Annotated in this window: 11 protein-coding genes; 6 read left to right on the plus strand and 5 right to left on the minus strand. The window is 72.5% G+C overall.

From position 1 onward, the window contains the following. Nucleotides 1-60 precede the first annotated feature (60 nt). The gene (locus tag ABZ622_RS19600) at nt 61-1,803 is read left to right on the plus strand and encodes a CocE/NonD family hydrolase (RefSeq protein ID WP_360544892.1); all 1,743 of its coding nucleotides are present in this window, start codon (nt 61-63) and stop codon (nt 1,801-1,803) included. 45 nt (nt 1,804-1,848) lie between these two features. Here the strand turns inward: ABZ622_RS19600 and ABZ622_RS19605 are convergent, their stop codons facing one another. Continuing rightward, nucleotides 1,849-2,094 (minus strand): substrate-binding domain-containing protein, encoded by a 246-nt coding sequence (locus tag ABZ622_RS19605; protein ID WP_360544720.1) that lies wholly within the window; start codon nt 2,092-2,094, stop codon nt 1,849-1,851. A 9-nt stretch (nt 2,095-2,103) separates the two neighbouring features. On the opposite strand from ABZ622_RS19605, the gene ABZ622_RS19610 reads away from it, so the two are divergent. The 4 genes from ABZ622_RS19610 to ABZ622_RS19625 are packed head-to-tail and all read left to right on the plus strand — an operon-like array spanning nt 2,104 to nt 6,090. After that, nucleotides 2,104-3,945 carry a hypothetical protein gene (locus ABZ622_RS19610; RefSeq protein ID WP_360544722.1) on the plus strand — a complete coding sequence of 614 codons (1,842 nt, stop codon included), beginning with the start codon at nt 2,104-2,106 and terminating at the stop codon, nt 3,943-3,945. Continuing rightward, nucleotides 3,908-4,450: a hypothetical protein gene (locus ABZ622_RS19615; RefSeq protein ID WP_360544724.1), complete on the plus strand. Its 543-nt coding sequence runs from the start codon at nt 3,908-3,910 to the stop codon at nt 4,448-4,450. The genes ABZ622_RS19610 and ABZ622_RS19615 overlap by 38 nt, the downstream gene beginning before the upstream one ends. Further along, nucleotides 4,447-5,517, plus strand: coding sequence for a hypothetical protein (locus tag ABZ622_RS19620; RefSeq protein ID WP_360544726.1), 1,071 nt, complete (start codon nt 4,447-4,449; stop codon nt 5,515-5,517). Before ABZ622_RS19615 ends, ABZ622_RS19620 begins: the two co-directional genes overlap by 4 nt. A 9-nt stretch (nt 5,518-5,526) precedes the next feature. Then, complete coding sequence (locus ABZ622_RS19625) at nt 5,527-6,090, plus strand: GNAT family protein (RefSeq protein WP_360544728.1); 564 nt, start codon at nt 5,527-5,529, stop codon at nt 6,088-6,090. 12 nt (nt 6,091-6,102) lie between these two features. On the opposite strand, the gene ABZ622_RS19630 is transcribed toward ABZ622_RS19625, so the two are convergent. Then, on the minus strand, nt 6,103-6,873 hold the full coding sequence (locus ABZ622_RS19630) for a carbon-nitrogen hydrolase family protein (RefSeq protein ID WP_360544730.1): 771 nt from the start codon (nt 6,871-6,873) through the stop codon (nt 6,103-6,105). Nucleotides 6,874-7,306: 433 nt separating this feature from the next. Between ABZ622_RS19630 and asnB the strand changes: the two genes are divergently transcribed. After that, nucleotides 7,307-9,154 carry an asparagine synthase (glutamine-hydrolyzing) gene (asnB, locus tag ABZ622_RS19635; RefSeq protein ID WP_360544732.1) on the plus strand — a complete coding sequence of 616 codons (1,848 nt, stop codon included), beginning with the start codon at nt 7,307-7,309 and terminating at the stop codon, nt 9,152-9,154. 75 nt (nt 9,155-9,229) lie between these two features. Here the strand turns inward: asnB and ABZ622_RS19640 are convergent, their stop codons facing one another. From ABZ622_RS19640 to ABZ622_RS19650, 3 genes are read right to left on the minus strand one after another with little or no spacing between them, the layout of a single operon-like run. Then, a complete protein-coding gene (locus ABZ622_RS19640) occupies nt 9,230-11,377 on the minus strand; it encodes an ATP-binding protein (protein WP_360544734.1) in 2,148 nt (715 codons plus the stop codon). Continuing rightward, nucleotides 11,374-12,093 carry a DUF4255 domain-containing protein gene (locus ABZ622_RS19645; protein ID WP_360544736.1) on the minus strand — a complete coding sequence of 240 codons (720 nt, stop codon included), beginning with the start codon at nt 12,091-12,093 and terminating at the stop codon, nt 11,374-11,376. The genes ABZ622_RS19640 and ABZ622_RS19645 overlap by 4 nt, the downstream gene beginning before the upstream one ends. After that, a complete protein-coding gene (locus ABZ622_RS19650; protein ID WP_360544738.1) occupies nt 12,090-15,236 on the minus strand; it encodes a hypothetical protein in 3,147 nt (1,048 codons plus the stop codon). Before ABZ622_RS19650 ends, ABZ622_RS19645 begins: the two co-directional genes overlap by 4 nt. Between the last annotated feature and the right edge of the window lie 207 nt (nt 15,237-15,443).

Genomic DNA, 15,443 nt, shown 5'->3' on the forward strand with positions numbered 1-15,443 from the left:
CGTGCTGTTCCCCGCCCCCGGTCCGGGTACCGGACACTCACCCGGAAGTCGGCCGCGTACGTGGCCGGGGCCGCGCTCGCCGCACCGCTGGTCCTCACCGGCGCGGCGCGCGCGACCGCGGCCGAACCGTCCCAGTACACCGTCACCCCGCTGAAGTTCACTCTCCAGGCGGGCGGCCGCTCCTGCACCGTGGACGCGGATCTGTACCGCCCCGCCGGGGTCGACGCACAGCATCCGGCCCCCGCCGTGCTCGCCACCAACGGCTTCGGCGGCAGCAAGTCGGACGGCACGACCGACGCCATCGGCAAGGCCTTCGCATCCCGCGGCTACGTCGGCCTCGTCTACTCCGGACTCGGCTTCGGCAAGTCGGGCTGCCTCATCACCCTCGACGACCCGGCCATCGACGGCCGGGCCGCCGCCGGTCTCATCGACTTCCTCGCCGGAACCCGCGCCGCCGACGACGGCACGAAGGCCGACTACGTCACCGCGGACGGCGCGGGCGACCCCCGGGTCGGCATGATCGGCGGCTCGTACGGCGGTGCCGTCCAGATGGCCACCGCCGCCGTCGACCGGCGCGTGGACGCCCTCGTACCGCTGATCACCTGGAACGACCTCGCGTACGCGCTCGCCCCGAACAACGCCGGTACCCGCGAGGGTGTCTCGTCCGACACTCCCGGGGTGTTCAAATGGCAGTGGACCAACGGCTTCTACCTCATGGGGGAGGGGCAGACGATCCTCAACGCGAGCCTCGACCCGTCCCGGTTCAACAACCTCACCTGTCTGCACTTCGCGACCCGGGCCTGCGACACCATCCGGCTGCTCAACTCCGGCCGTTTCCCGGCCGGCCGGACCACGGAAATGCTCGACTACGCGCGCAGCGTGTCACCCGTCGACCACCTCGGCAAGGTCAAGGCACCCACCCTGCTCGTCCAGGGCCAGACCGACAGCCTGTTCAACCTGAACGAGGCCACCGCCACGTACGAGACCCTCAAGGCACAGGGCACCACCGCCAAGATGATCTGGCAGGCCTGGGGCCACAGCGGCGGACAGGTGCCCGGCGAACTCGACCTGGGCAAGGGCAATCTGGAGACCAGCTACGTGGGGCAGCGCGTCCTCGCCTGGTTCGACCGCTACCTCCAGCACCGGAAGAACACCGACACCGGGCCCGGCTTCGCGTACTACCGCGACTGGCGGAGCGGATACGGCACCGCCGACTCCGTACCGTCCCTTTCGAAGAAGCTGTACCTGTCCGGCGACGGGAAGCTCGTCGACAACCGGTCCAAGATCTCCCGGGGCAGCCGCCAGTACGTCAACTGGCTCGTTCCCACCAGTCATTCGGAGAACTCGCTCGCCGGACTGATCGGGCTGCCCGACCCCAAGCCCTATGACACCAGGGGCACCTACCTCGGCTGGAGCAGCGCCCCGCTGACCTCGCCCCTCGACGTGGTCGGCGCGCCGAAGGCCACCCTGAAGGTCGTCTCGCCGAAGACGGAGCGGGTCCAGAACAGCGGCGACGCCGCCGACAAGCTCGTCCTGTTCGCCAAGGTCTACGATGTCGCCCCGGACGGCAGCCGGACCCTCGTGAACCGGCTGGTCTCCCCGGTGCGGGTGCCGGACGTCACGCGCTCGTTCACCGTGCAGCTGCCGGGCATCGTCCACCGGTACGAAGCGGGCCACCGGCTGGAGTTCGTGATCGCGGCGAGCGACAGCGCGTACGCGGGCAACCGGGGAATCAAGCCGGTCACGGTGGTCAGCGCCCCCGAGGGCACCGGTGTGCTGGAGCTTCCGGTGGTCGGCGGCTAGCACCTCGCGCAAGGGACCGGGCCGGCCGGGAGCCGGCCCGATCCCTTACGCGCGTCCGGCGCCGACCACCCGCAGATACGCCTGCGCGGAGTCACGCGTGCGGATCTCGACGGGCAGCAGGACGTGCCGCACCTCGTGCGGGCCGTCCGGGTTCCGGATCCGCCGGGCGAGCATCTCCATCGCCCGTCGGCCCATCTCCCCGGAGGGGAGCCGGGCGGCGGCGACCGTCAGCGGAAGCAGGTCGAACGGGCCGGCGTCGTCCATGCCGGCCAGCTCGATCTGGCCGGGCACCTCCAGGCCGTGGCGGCCGGTGCCGTCCCCGCCGGGGCGAAGCGGGCCGTGGTCACGGTCGACTACTTCGACGCGGGCGCGGTCGGCATGGCCCTCCAGTACGACTCGCAGTCCAACATCTTCACCGGGGCGGCCGGCGTGGCGCTGAAGGGCACCGGAACCTGGCGGAGCCACCAGTTCGAGCTGGCTGACATCCGGTTCGCCGACCGGGCCAACGGGGCCGACTTCCGGCTCGATGTGCAGGCGACGGCCGACAACATGCCGCCGGTCTGCTTCAGCCGGATATCCGTCGAATTCACCGACGCCCCGCTGCTCGACATCACCTCGCGCCGCCTGCTCTTCACCCAGGGCGCGGATCAGGGCCCGATCACCTTCGCCTCCGCGGCCGGCCGGATCGGCTGGACCGTCGGAGATCCGAACGGGGTACCGCTGAAGTCCGGCACGGCGCAGGTCACCGACGGCCGGGCCGCCCTCGACATCAAGGATCTCGGCCCCGGCTACTACACGCTCACCGCCACCGCCGACTCGGGCGCCCCGGTGACACGCACGACCTCGTTCGGTGTGGTCGCCCCACTGCCCGCCAAGGACCCGTACTACGCCGTGGCCATGCACTACGGCTGGCAGCCCGGATGGGAGGACGCGCTGATCGACTCCGCCGCCACCGTCGGCTGGAGCGAGGTCAGGTCCGACGCCAACTGGGCGATGGAGAAGGAGAAGGGCGTCTACGACTCCGGGTCCTCCTCCCTCGACGCGGGCCTGAAGAACGCGGCGAAGCGAGGCATCAGGACCATGCCGATCCTCGGATACCGCAATCCGCTCTACGACGGTGGCAAGACACCCAGCACACCGGAGGGCCTGGCCGCCTTCGCCAGGTTCGCCGCCGCCGCCTACGCCCCGTACACCAATGACTTCTCCGTCTACAACGAGTACAACTCGACCGGCTTCAACGACGGAGCCTGCGGCATCACCGCCAAGTGCTACTACGACATGGTCAAGGCGGTGAAGCAGGCCATGCCGGACGCCAATCTGGTGGGCCCCACCTCGGCCGGCACCCAACTCGCCTGGCACGACGACTTCATCGCCCGCGGCGGCCTGGACCACCTCGACACCTTCAGCGTCAACTACTACAGCAGCACCGGCGACAGCCCCAGCACACCTCCGGAGGAGATCAAGGCACTCGGGGAGTTCGCCCAGCTGGTGAAGAAGGTCGAGGCACGCAAGAAGATGCCCGTCTGGGTCACCGAGAACGGCTGGCCCACACACACCGACGGTCACCGCGGACCGCAGCCGGGCGGGCGTACTGCCCCGCCGGCTGCCGGTCACCGTCGACGGTGTGCGCGGCACACTGACCACCAGGCCGGGCGCGAAGACCTCGCTCGCGCTCACCGTCCCCGCCACCGGACAGACCGGCGTACGCGATGTCGACGTGTCCTTCGGCCGGCAGGCCCGGCTGCGCACCACCACGAAGGTGGTCGATCCGTACACCGTGACCGGCCGGCCCGACATCCGCAGGAACGGCGCGGGGCTCACCGTGCGGCTCACCAACAACGACCCGGAACGGGCTCTGGTGCCCGCACCGGTCGGCTGGCGGGCCGGACCCTGGACGGGCACGATCGCGGACCCGGGGCCCGTCGCCGCGGGGAAGTCCTTCGAGACGGTCGAACTCCCTGCCGAGGCACAGCGGTTCACCTCCTACGCCTACTCCGTCACGACCGGCGACGCCACCGAATCGGGCTCGCTCAGCTTCAGCCCGGTCGAACCGGCGGCCGACACCACCCTCGCCCCGGTCGACCTCGACTCCCAGGGGGAGTGGGTGGGTCTGCGGGGCGGCACCAGGAGCGGACCCGGTGATCTCTCCGGGACGATCCGCTGCACCCACACCGACAAGGACCTGATCCTGGACGCGGTCGTCGAGGACGACGTCCACAAGGCCGACCGGACGGACCCCTCGGCGGCCTGGCAGGTCGACTCCCTCCAGTACGACCTCTACTCGGGCTTTCCCGGTACGACCGACGGCAACCGGGTCGAGGTCGGCGCGGCGCTGCTGCCGAGCGGACCCGTCGCGTACACCTGGAGCCCGCCGCCGGGGCAGCAGGCCGGTCCGACACCGGGCGCGGACGTCTCCGTCGTGCGTGACGGGGCGGCCGGGACCACCACCTACCGGCTGGCGGTGCCCTGGACCTCGCTCGGCTTCGACCGGGCGCCCACCGGAACGTTCGGACTGTCCTTCCTCGTCAACGACGCCGACGCGAGCACCGCCACCGACGCCCGGGACGGCTACCTCCAATGGGGCGCCGGCGTGGGGGCCGCGCCCAAGAACCCGGCGCGGTTCCGGTCCGTGAGGCTGGTGCGATGACCGTCCTCCTCAGCGGCGCCCACCTGCCCTACCCGCACACCAACGGATTCCACGCCGACGGCGAACGGCTCGTACTGACCAGGTACTCCCCGTCCACCGGGGCCCTCGGACTCACCAGCGTCCGCTGGCGCGACGGTGAACCAGCCGCACGGAACCTCTACGATGCAACGCCCGGCACCACGGGGCCGGAGCAACTGCTCTGGCCCGATGTGGCCCTGGCCGCCGAACGCGTCGCCTGGGTCCGCAACGACGCCGTCCACGTTCTCGACCTGGGCTCCCGGGCGGCCCCCGAGCGGCTGTACGCGGCGGCCCCCGGACACACCCTGCAGAACCTGTGCTCCCTCACGGCGGCGGGCGACCGGGTGGTGGTGATGGAACAGCCGGGGGACCGGGACGCGCCGGTCACCTGCCTGGAGATCTCCGTGTCCATCGGGAAGGCCGACGAACTGTTCACCAGGGACTGGTCCGCCAACCACCCCGCCCACAGCCTGTACGACGAGTCGTGGCTGACGTTCGCGCACGAAGGCCCCTCCCGGCAGATCCCGGACCGCGTCTGGGCCCGGCACCCCGCACGGGCCCCGGAGGGCCGCTGCGTCTTCGACCAGGCGGCGGAAGGGGGCACGCTCGCCGTGGGCCACGAACGCTGGATGTTCCACGACCTGGGCGCCCTGGTGTGCGCGTACGGCGAGAGCGAGGCGGGCCCGCGCGGCCTGTACGCACTCCACCCGGACGGCCGGCCCGCCCGCCTGGTCAGCGCGGGCGAACGCGACTGGCACTGCGACATCAGCCGCGACGGACAATGGGCCGTCGTCGACACGACCGGACCCCTGGACGCGCCGGGCCGGGGCTGGCAGAACGCCGGACAGGTCTCCGACGTGGTGCTCGTCGACATCGCCACCGGGGCCCGGACCCTCCTGGCCCGGACGGCGGCCGACCGGCACCCGAGGCACCCGCACCCGGTGTTCACGCCGGACGGCACCGCAGTCCTCCACAACCACGGCGACCCGTCGACCGGCGAGGTCGCAGTGGCCCGGGTGCCGCTGCCCCGGGAGGATTCCGGCCGATAGTCTCGCCGGATGTCCGAGAACCACAATCCGGCCGAGGGGCACCGGGTGGCGATCCGCGCCTACACCCCGGCCGATGCCGAGGAGTTCACCACCCGGGCCCGGGAGAGCCGGGAGCTGCACAGCCCCTGGCTCTTCCCGCCCACCGACGCCCGCGCGTACGCCGCCTACGCGGGACAGCTGATCGACGACCCCACGAAGGCGGGCTTCCTGGTCTGCGAACGGGCCGGGGACAGCGGGCCCGCAGGCGCCATCGCGGGGTTCATCAACATCAACAACATCGTCGTCGGCGCGTTCCGCTGCGGCGCCCTCGGCTACGGCGCCTTCGCCCACGCGGCGGGCCGCGGCCTGATGGCCGAAGGCCTGGACCTGGTCCTGCGGTACGCCTTCGGCCCGCTCGGCCTGCACCGCCTCGAAGCCAACATCCAGCCCGGCAACGAGGGCTCGCTCGCCCTCGTCCGCCGGGCCGGTTTCCGTCTCGAAGGGTTCTCGCCGGACTTCCTTCTCATCGACGGAGCCTGGCGCGACCACGAGCGGTGGGCCGTCACGGCCGAGATGGCCGGCGGGCAACTCTGAGCCCGCCCCCAATTACCGGCCGGCCCAAGGGCGACGGGCCCCGGCCGGGCCCCCGCCCACGGTCGTGGACACCACGGCGCCGGCCTCGGGCCCGGCCTGCACGACCGCCGTCCCGTCCGGTGCCCAGATGCCCGAGCCGCCCGACGTCCGGCCGTACACCCCGCTCGGGCCCGCCGAGGTCGCCAGTACCACCCACACACCGTGGGCGAGTGCCGTCCGGCTCATGTGGCCGTCGCGGCGGGCGGCCTGTTCGGGGCCGGGGCCGTAGAGGGTGCTCGCCACATAGGCGTCGATGCCCAGCGCGGCGGTGTCGGCGGCGTGTTCGGGAACCGCGGCGTCGTAACACACCGCGAGCCCCAGCCGATGTCCGTCGACCACCAGGACCTGCGGCTTCTCGCCGGGGGCGAACCGGTCGGACTCCGCGCCGTGCAGCCACGTCTTGCCGTACACGAAGCGGGCGCCGGCTCCCGTGACGGCCAGTGTGCCGAGGTGCTCACGGCCGTCCGGGGCCCGCACCGGAGCACCGGCCAGGGCCGTCGCTCCCGTCTCGCGGCAGGCCGTGACGAGGGGGCGCAGAAGCGGGTCGTCGGGGGAGACGGCCTCGGCGGTGAGGTCGTAGCCGGTGAGCGAGAGTTCCGGGAAGACGACCAGACGGGCCCCCGAACGCCGGACCGCCTCCGCGTGGGCGGCGGAGTTGGCGGCCACGTCGAGCGGAACGCAGACGGGCTGGGCGACGGCGACGGTGAGCGGCGCGGGAACGGACGGGGGAACGGGCGCGGACACGGGTACTCCGGATCAGGTGGGCGGCCGGGCTCCCCGGGGCGGGCCGTCCTGGGAAGACCGCAGGTCATCAGCTTATCGGGCGGCATCGGGGGCGGGGCGGGCGACGGGTCCGGTTGCTCCGGGCACCGTCCCGTCCGCCGTGCCGGGGCGCCGGCCGGCCGAACCGGTCCACCTCACCGGCCCACCGGGGTTGGGCAAGTCTTTGCCGATGGCCGATTCCGATATCCCCGCAGGGCCGACGAGCCGCTCCCGCAAGGGTTCCGGAGCACGGCGCCAGATACACGAACCGGAAAACCGCGGCCGAAAGTATGAGGGGCGCGCCGCCGGCCAGGTAACGACCATGTTGACCGTACGCGATCCCAGGCAGACGCTCGTCATATAGCTGCTAGATACAACTGGTTCTGCCGGGCGGGACCGGATCGGGAGGACGCATATGTGTGGCATCACCGGCTGGGTCTCCTTCGACCGTGATCTACGGGCGGCGGAGGCGGCCACGACGCTGGATGCGATGACGGAGACCATGGCCTGCCGGGGCCCCGACGCCCGGGGGGCCTGGACCGACCGGAACGCCTCGCTCGGACACCGGCGGCTCGCGATCATCGACCTGCCCGGCGGGCGCCAGCCCATGACGGTCGACACCCCCGAGGGGCCGGTCGCCCTCGTCTACTCCGGCGAGGCCTACAACTTCACCGAGCTGCGCGGCGAACTGACCGCCCGTGGGCACCGGTTCACCACCGACTCGGACACCGAGGTCGTGCTGCGCGGATACCTGGAATGGGGCGAGGCCCTCGCCGAGCGGCTCAACGGCATGTACGCCTTCGCGCTCTGGGACGGCCGCCACGGCCGGCTCGTCATGATCCGCGACCGGATGGGCGTCAAGCCCTTCTACTACTGGTCGACGCCCGACGGTGTGCTCTTCGGCTCGGAGCCCAAGGCCATCCTCGCCAACCCGCTGGCCCGGCCCCGGGTGACCCTCGACGGGCTGCGGGAACTCTTCACCATGGTCAAGACCCCGGGCCACGCCGTATGGGACGGCATGCACGAGGTGGAGCCCGGCACCGTCGTCACCGTGGACCGCGGCGGCCTGCGCCGGCACGTCTACTGGCGGCTGGAGACCCGCCCGCACACCGACGACCGGGACACCACGATCGCCACCGTACGGTCACTGCTCGACGACATCGTCCGCCGCCAGCTGGTCTCCGACGTACCCCGCTGCATCCTGCTCTCCGGCGGACTCGACTCCTCGGCCGTCACCGCACTCTCCGCCATGCAGCTCGCCGAGAGCGGCGAGAAGGTCCGCACCTTCGCTGTCGACTTCGTGGGACGCACCGAGCACTTCATCGCCGACGAGCTGCGCACCACCCCCGACACCCCGTTCGTGCACGACGTGGCCCACCGGTCGGGCACCCTGCACCGGGACATCGTGCTCGACCCCGACACCCTCGCCGACCCCGAGGTACGGGCCCGGATGATCCGTGCCCGGGACCTCCCCATGGGCCTCGGGGACATGGACGCCTCGCTCTATCTGCTCTTCCGGGCCATCCGCGAACACTCGACCGTCGCACTGTCCGGCGAGTCCGCCGACGAGGTCTTCGGCGGCTACCTCCAGTTCTTCGACGAGCAGGCCCGCACCGCCGACACCTTCCCCTGGCTGGTCCGGATGGCCGAGCACTTCGGCGAGGAGTCGGGCGTGCTCCGGGAGGACCTCGTCAGCGCCCTCGACCTGGAGGGGTACATCCGCGACAGTTACGAGACCGCCGTCGCCGGCATCGAACGGCTCACCGGCGAGAGCGACTTCGAGTACCGCATGCGCAGGATCTGCCACCTCCACCTGACCCGCTTCGTACGCGTCCTGCTCGACCGCAAGGACCGGGCGAGCATGGCGGTCGGCCTGGAGGTACGGGTGCCGTTCTGCGACCACCGGCTCGTCGAGTACGTCTACAACGCGCCCTGGGCCCTCAAGTCCTTCGACGGCAGGGAGAAGAGCCTGCTGCGCGAGGCCACCGCCGATGTACTGCCCCGGTCGGTGTACGACCGGACCAAGAGCCCCTATCCGTCGACCCAGGACCCCAAGTACGCCATGGCCCTGCAGGGGTACGCCCGCGAGCTGCTCGCCCGTCCGGACCACCGGGTGTTCGAACTCGTCGACCGGGACCGGCTCCGCCGGGCCGCCGACCACCACGCGCCCCAGGTCACCTCGGCCTCCCGCCGCGGCCTGGAACGCACCCTGGACCTCGCCACCTGGCTGGACCTGTACGAACCCGAGCTCATCCTCGGCTGAGCGGCCCGCCCCGGACGCGGCGCCCGCCCCGGGCACGGCGGGCGCCCGGGGCACGGCGGGCGCCCGGGGGATCCGCTATGCGCCGACGCCTCCCCGCCCGCCGTCCAGCCACGTACCGAACTCGTTCTCCCGCACCAGCCGGCCGAGCTTGCGGTACTCCTGGATCACCGCCGAGACGATCTGCTCCATGCCGAGCGGGCGGCCCGATTCCGCTGCCAGATAGGCGGCGGTCACCGCACAGGCGCGGATCGAGCCGCCCGCCAGCTCGAACCGGCCCGCGCAGAACTCCAGATCGAGCCCGGCCTCGCGGGGGATCGCCGTGCCGAGGCAGCGGTCCCACAGGGCCAGCCGCTGCCGGGCGTCCGGCATGGGGAACTCCGCGATCACATCGAGGCGCCGGGTGAACGCCTCGTCGAGATTGCCGCGCAGATTGGTGGTGAGCACCGCGATCCCGTCGAAGGACTCCATCCGCTGGAGCAGATAGGCCGACTCCACATTGGCGTGCCGGTCGTGCGCGTCCTTGACCTGCGAACGCTTCCCGAAGATGGCGTCCGCCTCGTCGAACAGCAGGATGCCGTTGACATCGGACGCCTCGGCGAAGATCCGTTCCAGGTTCTTCTCGGTCTCACCGACGTACTTGTCCACCACCGTCGACAGATCCACGACATAGAGCTCCATGCCGAGCTCCGACGCCACCACCTCGGCGGACATGGTCTTGCCGGTGCCGGACTCGCCCGCGAACAGCGCGATGATGCCGCGCCCCCGGCCGCCGCCCGGCCGCATCCGCCACTGACCGAGCACCTGCTCGCGGTGGCGGGCGCGCAGGGCGAGTTCGGACAGCTCGCGGCGGGTCGCGGGGGGCAGCACGAGGTCGTCCCAGCCGACCGCGGGCTCGATGCGACGGGCGAGCCGTTCGAGCCCCGCGCCGTTCTGCGCCCGGACCGCCGTGCGCAGGTCCCGCACGTCCACCGGGCGGTCCTCCAGGACGGCCAGCCGGGAGGCGACCGCGGCGGCCTTGCGCATCTGCTCGGAGTCGAGCCGGTACGAGGCGGTGGCCTCGATGACTTCCTCGCCGGCCGACCTGCTCCCGGCGGGCAGCCCGGCGGACGCGCCGGCCTCCGCGAGCGCCTGCCGCCACTGCCGCGCCAGGCCGGTCGGGCCGGGGGAGAGGACGTGCACCGGCACCGGACTCTCCCCGGCCCACAGGGGATCCCAGTTCTTCTTCCCGTACGCGAGCAGCGGCGCACCGCCGACCGCCGCGCACAGGCCCCCGAGCAGCCGGGCCCGCTCGGGGCGTTCGGGGGCGAGCGCTTCGAGCGGCCCGAGGACGATCCCGCCGTTGCTCAGCCGGACCTCGGCCGCCAACGTCCGTACGGCCTCCGCCGGTTCGGGAAGGGCGGCCAGCTCCGCGATGTCGACCACCAGCGGACGACGCCCCGCGGCGAGCAGCGCCTCGACCGCCACTCTGCCGGGGTCGCCGCCCCGGTCGAGCAGATGTACCAGACCGCTGCCCGTGCCCAGCGCCGCCGCGACCCGCAGCACCTCCGGCCCGGTGTCCGGGCCCGCCTCCGGCCGCCCGTCGGGACCGGCAGCGCGGACCAGGCCGCGCAGCCTCCCGTCGATCTCGTCGTCGCCGAGAAGAAACGCTCCGATCCGGTCCGGGACCCGCAACACCCTTGAAAGCAACGGGCGTTCGGCGTCACGGACCTCCAGCAGCCCGCCCGTGACCAGCGGGGCGGACGGCGAGAACCGGAAGCGTCCGGAGCTCGCGGCGGGCAGCCCGCAGAGTTCCAGCGCGAGCCCGATGGTGGGTCTGCGCCGGGTCAGATCGTCGTTGAGGTAGCCGTAGAGCAGCTCGAACCGGCTGTCGATGTCCGGGGCCAGCGCGACCAGCAGAAGGTCGACATCCAGCGGCACCAGGCCGAAGCTCTCGGCCAGCCGGTGGATCCGGCTCCCCGGCGGGGACTGCGGCGGGGGCCCGGAGGCATACACCGGTACGGGCGCGAACGCGTCGCGGGCCGCCACGATCCGCCCGGCCGCCTCGGGGGTGAGGTACTGCCCCCGGTACGGATCGTCCGGCTGCGGGTCGGCGGCCCGTCGGACGGCCACGGCGTTCCTGACCCGCTGTTCCACGTGGACCAGCCGCTCCCAGAGGTCCTCGATCACCGCGGACGGGGCGTCGGCCGTTCCGGGAACGGCACGGGCGCCCTGTGTCGTGTTCACCGCGCCGCGCCCCCACGCCTGCGCCGGCCCGGCGGCAACTGCCGTTCGCGCTGTGCCGCGAAGCCCTGCCCGCCGGGGTCGGACGCCCCGTCGTAGCGCAGCCGGCGCCCCGGCTCGGTGCCGTCGCCGTCCGTGCCGTCGCCGTCCGTGCCGGGCGCGCTCCTCACCACCAGCCCCTCGGTGACCGGCGGTCCCGCGGCGGTCCGTTCACCGGCCAGCGGCGCCCACACCCGCAGGTCGATCGCGGCCTTGAGCTCACCGCCGAGCGCCGACCAGACGTCCGAGGCGGACGGCCCGTCGTTACCCGGACCCGCCGCCTCGATCTCCACGGTCAGCCCCAGCTCGGCGAGGCTGCCGGTGTGCATGTGGGCGGGCAGCGCGTCCGACCGCACGAGGCAGCGCAACGCCTCGGAGAGCAGCCGGTGTTCGTCCTGTGGCCGATTGGTCCACGCGGTCACCAGATACGTCAGCTCGTACCAGCGCGGCGGGGTCCGCCGGCCGATCACCACTCCCTCGTCGTCGTGCTCCTCGGCCGCGCCGGTGCGGCGGCGGCCCGCGTCCTCACGGATACGGTGCAGGAACACACTGATCGTGGGGGCGTTGCGCCGGGCGGACCAGTCCTTCGTCGGCGCGTCGAAGACCAGGTCCACCCCGCTCTCCTGGAGCCCGGCGTCGACCAGCAACAGCCGTAGCCCCTCGTCGACTTCGTGGATCATCGGCGCCCCACCTCGTCCGGCGGGACGATGGTTCCGGCCACCACCAGGAAGGGCGTGGTGACGGGGCCGAACCCCGGACCCGAGGCGGTGATCGTGCGCGGCCCCGTCTGGTCCTTCGCCAGGATCAGCAGCTGCGCGATGAACGTTCCGTCCCGGCGCGGGAAGGCGGGCGGCGCGGTCGCCGTGATTCCCGGCTTCCAGGTGAGCTTCACGGGTGCACCGGGCGGGAAGTCCTTGCCGCGCACGGAGGTGACGAACCCCGGTTTGCCGACGGCGGGCACCGCGACGATCCGGGGCTGCAGGATGCGCAGCGGCTTCCTGGCGACGTTGTCGCGGGTGTCGGCGTCGGTGCCGGTCGTGGTCAGCGTCCCGGTGATGGTCGTCCGCAGCGCCTGATCCGGCTTGAGCACCACCCGGACGACCGTGGACGCGCCCGGTGTCAGATCGGGCAGGGTGCACACACCGTCCTTGCAGCCCGGCGGAAGCGGGCCCGCCGGGATCCGTGCGGGCAGCCCGAGCTTCAGCCGCAGGCCGGTGGCGAGCGCGTTGCGGCCGTTGCGCACGGTGTACGTCACGACCACCCGGCCGCCGACATAGCCGGGGCTGGGCTGTGCCCGCACCGAGACGCCGGGCCCCGCCTCGGGCGCGGGCGGCTCGGGAGCCGGCGGCCGGGGCGGTGTGGGCGTCGGGGTGGGTGTCGGTGTCGGAGGCACCTCCTGGACCGGGACGACCGTCTCTGTGGCGTTGTCCGTGGGGTTCGGGTCGACCACGGCTCCGGTGACCGACCAGCCGATCCGCTGGTCGCCGCTCGTCACTCCGGTGAGCCGGGCGGTGACCTCCACACTCGCCCCGGGCCGGAGCACGCCCAGTTCGCACTGGGGCGAGTCGGTGGCACAGGTGCCGGCCGGGGTGGTGAGCTTCTCCAGGCGTACCCCGGGCGGGGCGTCGACGGTCAGTACGGTGCCGGGCGCGACGGCGGGCCCCCGGTTGGTGACGGTGACCGGCACCGTGACGGAGGAACCGACCTCCACCGAGGGGCCGGTGGGCGGTGCGGTCAGGGCCAGGTCGACAGACTGCTGGAAGCTGGGCTCCTTCTGCCGCCCGCCGAGCCGCTCACCGAACGCCGTCAGGCTGCCGGAGGCGAGGTCGAGCATGGAGAGCTGCTCCGGGGAGTTCGGCGCGAGCGCCCTGCGCGAGCTGAACACCAGCCGCTGCGCGTCCGGCGACCAGGCCACGTCGCGGGGCTGGAAGGGCCCGGTCAGCGAGGTGTCGGGGATCTCCTGATGGCACGCGTCGGGGTCGTTCCGCCGGCTGGAAGGCAGTACGACCCGGCAGTCGCCGCCGTCCAGCGAGGTGACGATGATCCCGTTCTGCTCGTTGACCCGGCCGCCGCCGTCCTTGCGGTTGAAGGCGATCGTGCCGCCGTCGGGGGAGAAGGCCGGGCTGTCGTCGATCTTCTTGCACTCACCGGGGCAGACGGTGGCACTGAGGTCATGCTGCTGGTCGAGCGCCGCCACCGGCACCGTCCAGACGTGCTTGATGCCGCCGAGGCCCCGGATCACGTGGTTGCGGGTGAAGGCGAGTGTGGTGCCGTCCGACGACCACGTCGGCTGCGCGTCCCCGCCGGTCAACTGCCCGGCCGGTGGCACGATTCTGCCCAGGATCGCGCCCGATACGGCGTCCGCGATGAGGATGCTGCTCGGCCCCGCGGCCTCGCCGACCCCGCCGGGCGAGGTCCTGGTGAACGCCAGCTTGGTGCCGTCCGGCGAGAACGTGGGGTCGGTGTCCCAGTCGCGCGGACCGCGTCCGGCGAGCGGCACGGCCGCCTCGTGGGTGCCGTCCGCGTCGGCCAGCCAGATCTGTTCGACGCGCTCCTTCGCTTTGCCCTCGAAGCGGGTCACGACGATGCGCCGGCCGTCCGGTGTGTAGTTCTGCCGCTCGGTCCACGGGTCGTAGATGTCTTTCGGGTTGAACAGCGGGTCCTTGGCGGGATCCTTGTTCACGTCGGCGTCCGGGTCCTCCTTCAGGATGGTGAGTCCGAGGTCCCGGGGGTCCGAACCGTCCTGCCGGACGTCCTGGAGCGTCGCCTCGTGCTCCTCCAGGTGGGTCCGCCGTGCCACGATGGCGGTCCCGGTGTCCATGGACCCGGTCCAGGTGGGCGATTCGACCTTGCGGTCCTCGCCGAGCTTCAGGCTCGGCTCGTTCCCGTCGAAGGCGGTCGCCCGGTAGACGTGGTCGTAGTCCTTGCACCCGCAGGTCGTGTCGGGACTCAGGAAGAGCAGGTCGTTCCCGTCCGGCAGCCAGGCGGCCGAGCGGGTGCGCCAGCCGGCCTGGACCCCGGCCAGCAGGGGACGGTCCCTGCCGATCCCCTCGGTCACCCGGAGCCGGGGCCCGGTCTCCGCGTCCGTCGTGAGGGTGTACGCGACCCGGGCGCGGCGGGTGTCGTCGTCCACCGGGTTCCACGCGGGTTCGGTGGCGTCGCCGGGCGGGCCGTCACTGATCACCCTCGCCGCGCCGCCGGCCACGGCCATCTCGAATATCAGCCCGTTCCGCCCGGGACCGGAGTCACAGGAGTACGCGATCCGTGAGCTGTCCGGGGAGAACGTCGGCGAGGTCTCGTTGTTGGGGGTGTCCGTCAGCCGCCGCAGACCGGAGCCGTCGATCCCGACGATCCACAGCTCGCGCTGGACCACATCGCCCGGCCCCCGCTCCGCGGAGTCGAACACCACGGTCCGCCCGTCCGGGGAGAGTTCGGGGTGTCCGGCGTCCCGGCCGGTGGTGAGCTTGCGGACCGCGCCGCCCGCGTCGCGTACGTACACCTGCGGTCGCAGGCTGTCGCGCAGGCTGGTGAAGACCACCGTCTCACCGCGCGCGAAGGGATCCTGGTCGTAGTGGGCCGGTCCGGTGCCGAACAGCGGTGCGCTGGTGGCCGGGTCGGAGACCCGGCCGAGGCTGCGGTGCCCGGTACCGGCGTAGGCGATGCGTCCGGCATCCGCGGGGCTCTCGTCCGCCGCCGCGGCGAGTCTCGGCGCACCCTGCGGTGCGGACGCGGAACCCGCGACCAGCAGCGGTGCCAACAGCACCACAGCGCCTGTCAGTCGGCCCAGCCGGGTCTTCCTCGCCGGGCCAGCGGTGCCGGTCACGGCCCACCTCACAGTTCTGTCGATGACTCTCCACGACAAGCATCCCGCTCGCCCGGGGACAAACACAGGTCCCAAGTACCCGGCCCGGGGGAAGGGGAGGTTGCCCTTTGCGGCGCCCTTCTGCCCCGCCCGGCCGCTCCTTTCCCGAACACCGGCGCGCCCCCGTGCGGCGACGTCGGTACGCCGTCCGCACGGGAGCCCCTCGGC

It is taken from the genome of Streptomyces sp. NPDC007164 (genome assembly GCF_040634135.1).
Taxonomy (GTDB): domain Bacteria; phylum Actinomycetota; class Actinomycetes; order Streptomycetales; family Streptomycetaceae; genus Streptomyces; species Streptomyces sanglieri.

Excerpts from the sequence above, each read along its gene's own strand:
- ABZ622_RS19620 (WP_360544726.1), top strand. The coding sequence starts at position 4,447 with ATGACCGTCCTCCTCAGCGGCGCCCACCTGCCCTACCCGCACACCAAC.
- asnB (WP_360544732.1), top strand. The coding sequence starts at position 7,307 with ATGTGTGGCATCACCGGCTGGGTCTCCTTCGACCGTGATCTACGGGCG.
- ABZ622_RS19625 (WP_360544728.1), top strand. The coding sequence starts at position 5,527 with ATGTCCGAGAACCACAATCCGGCCGAGGGGCACCGGGTGGCGATCCGC.
- ABZ622_RS19645 (WP_360544736.1), bottom strand. The coding sequence starts at position 12,093 with ATGATCCACGAAGTCGACGAGGGGCTACGGCTGTTGCTGGTCGACGCC.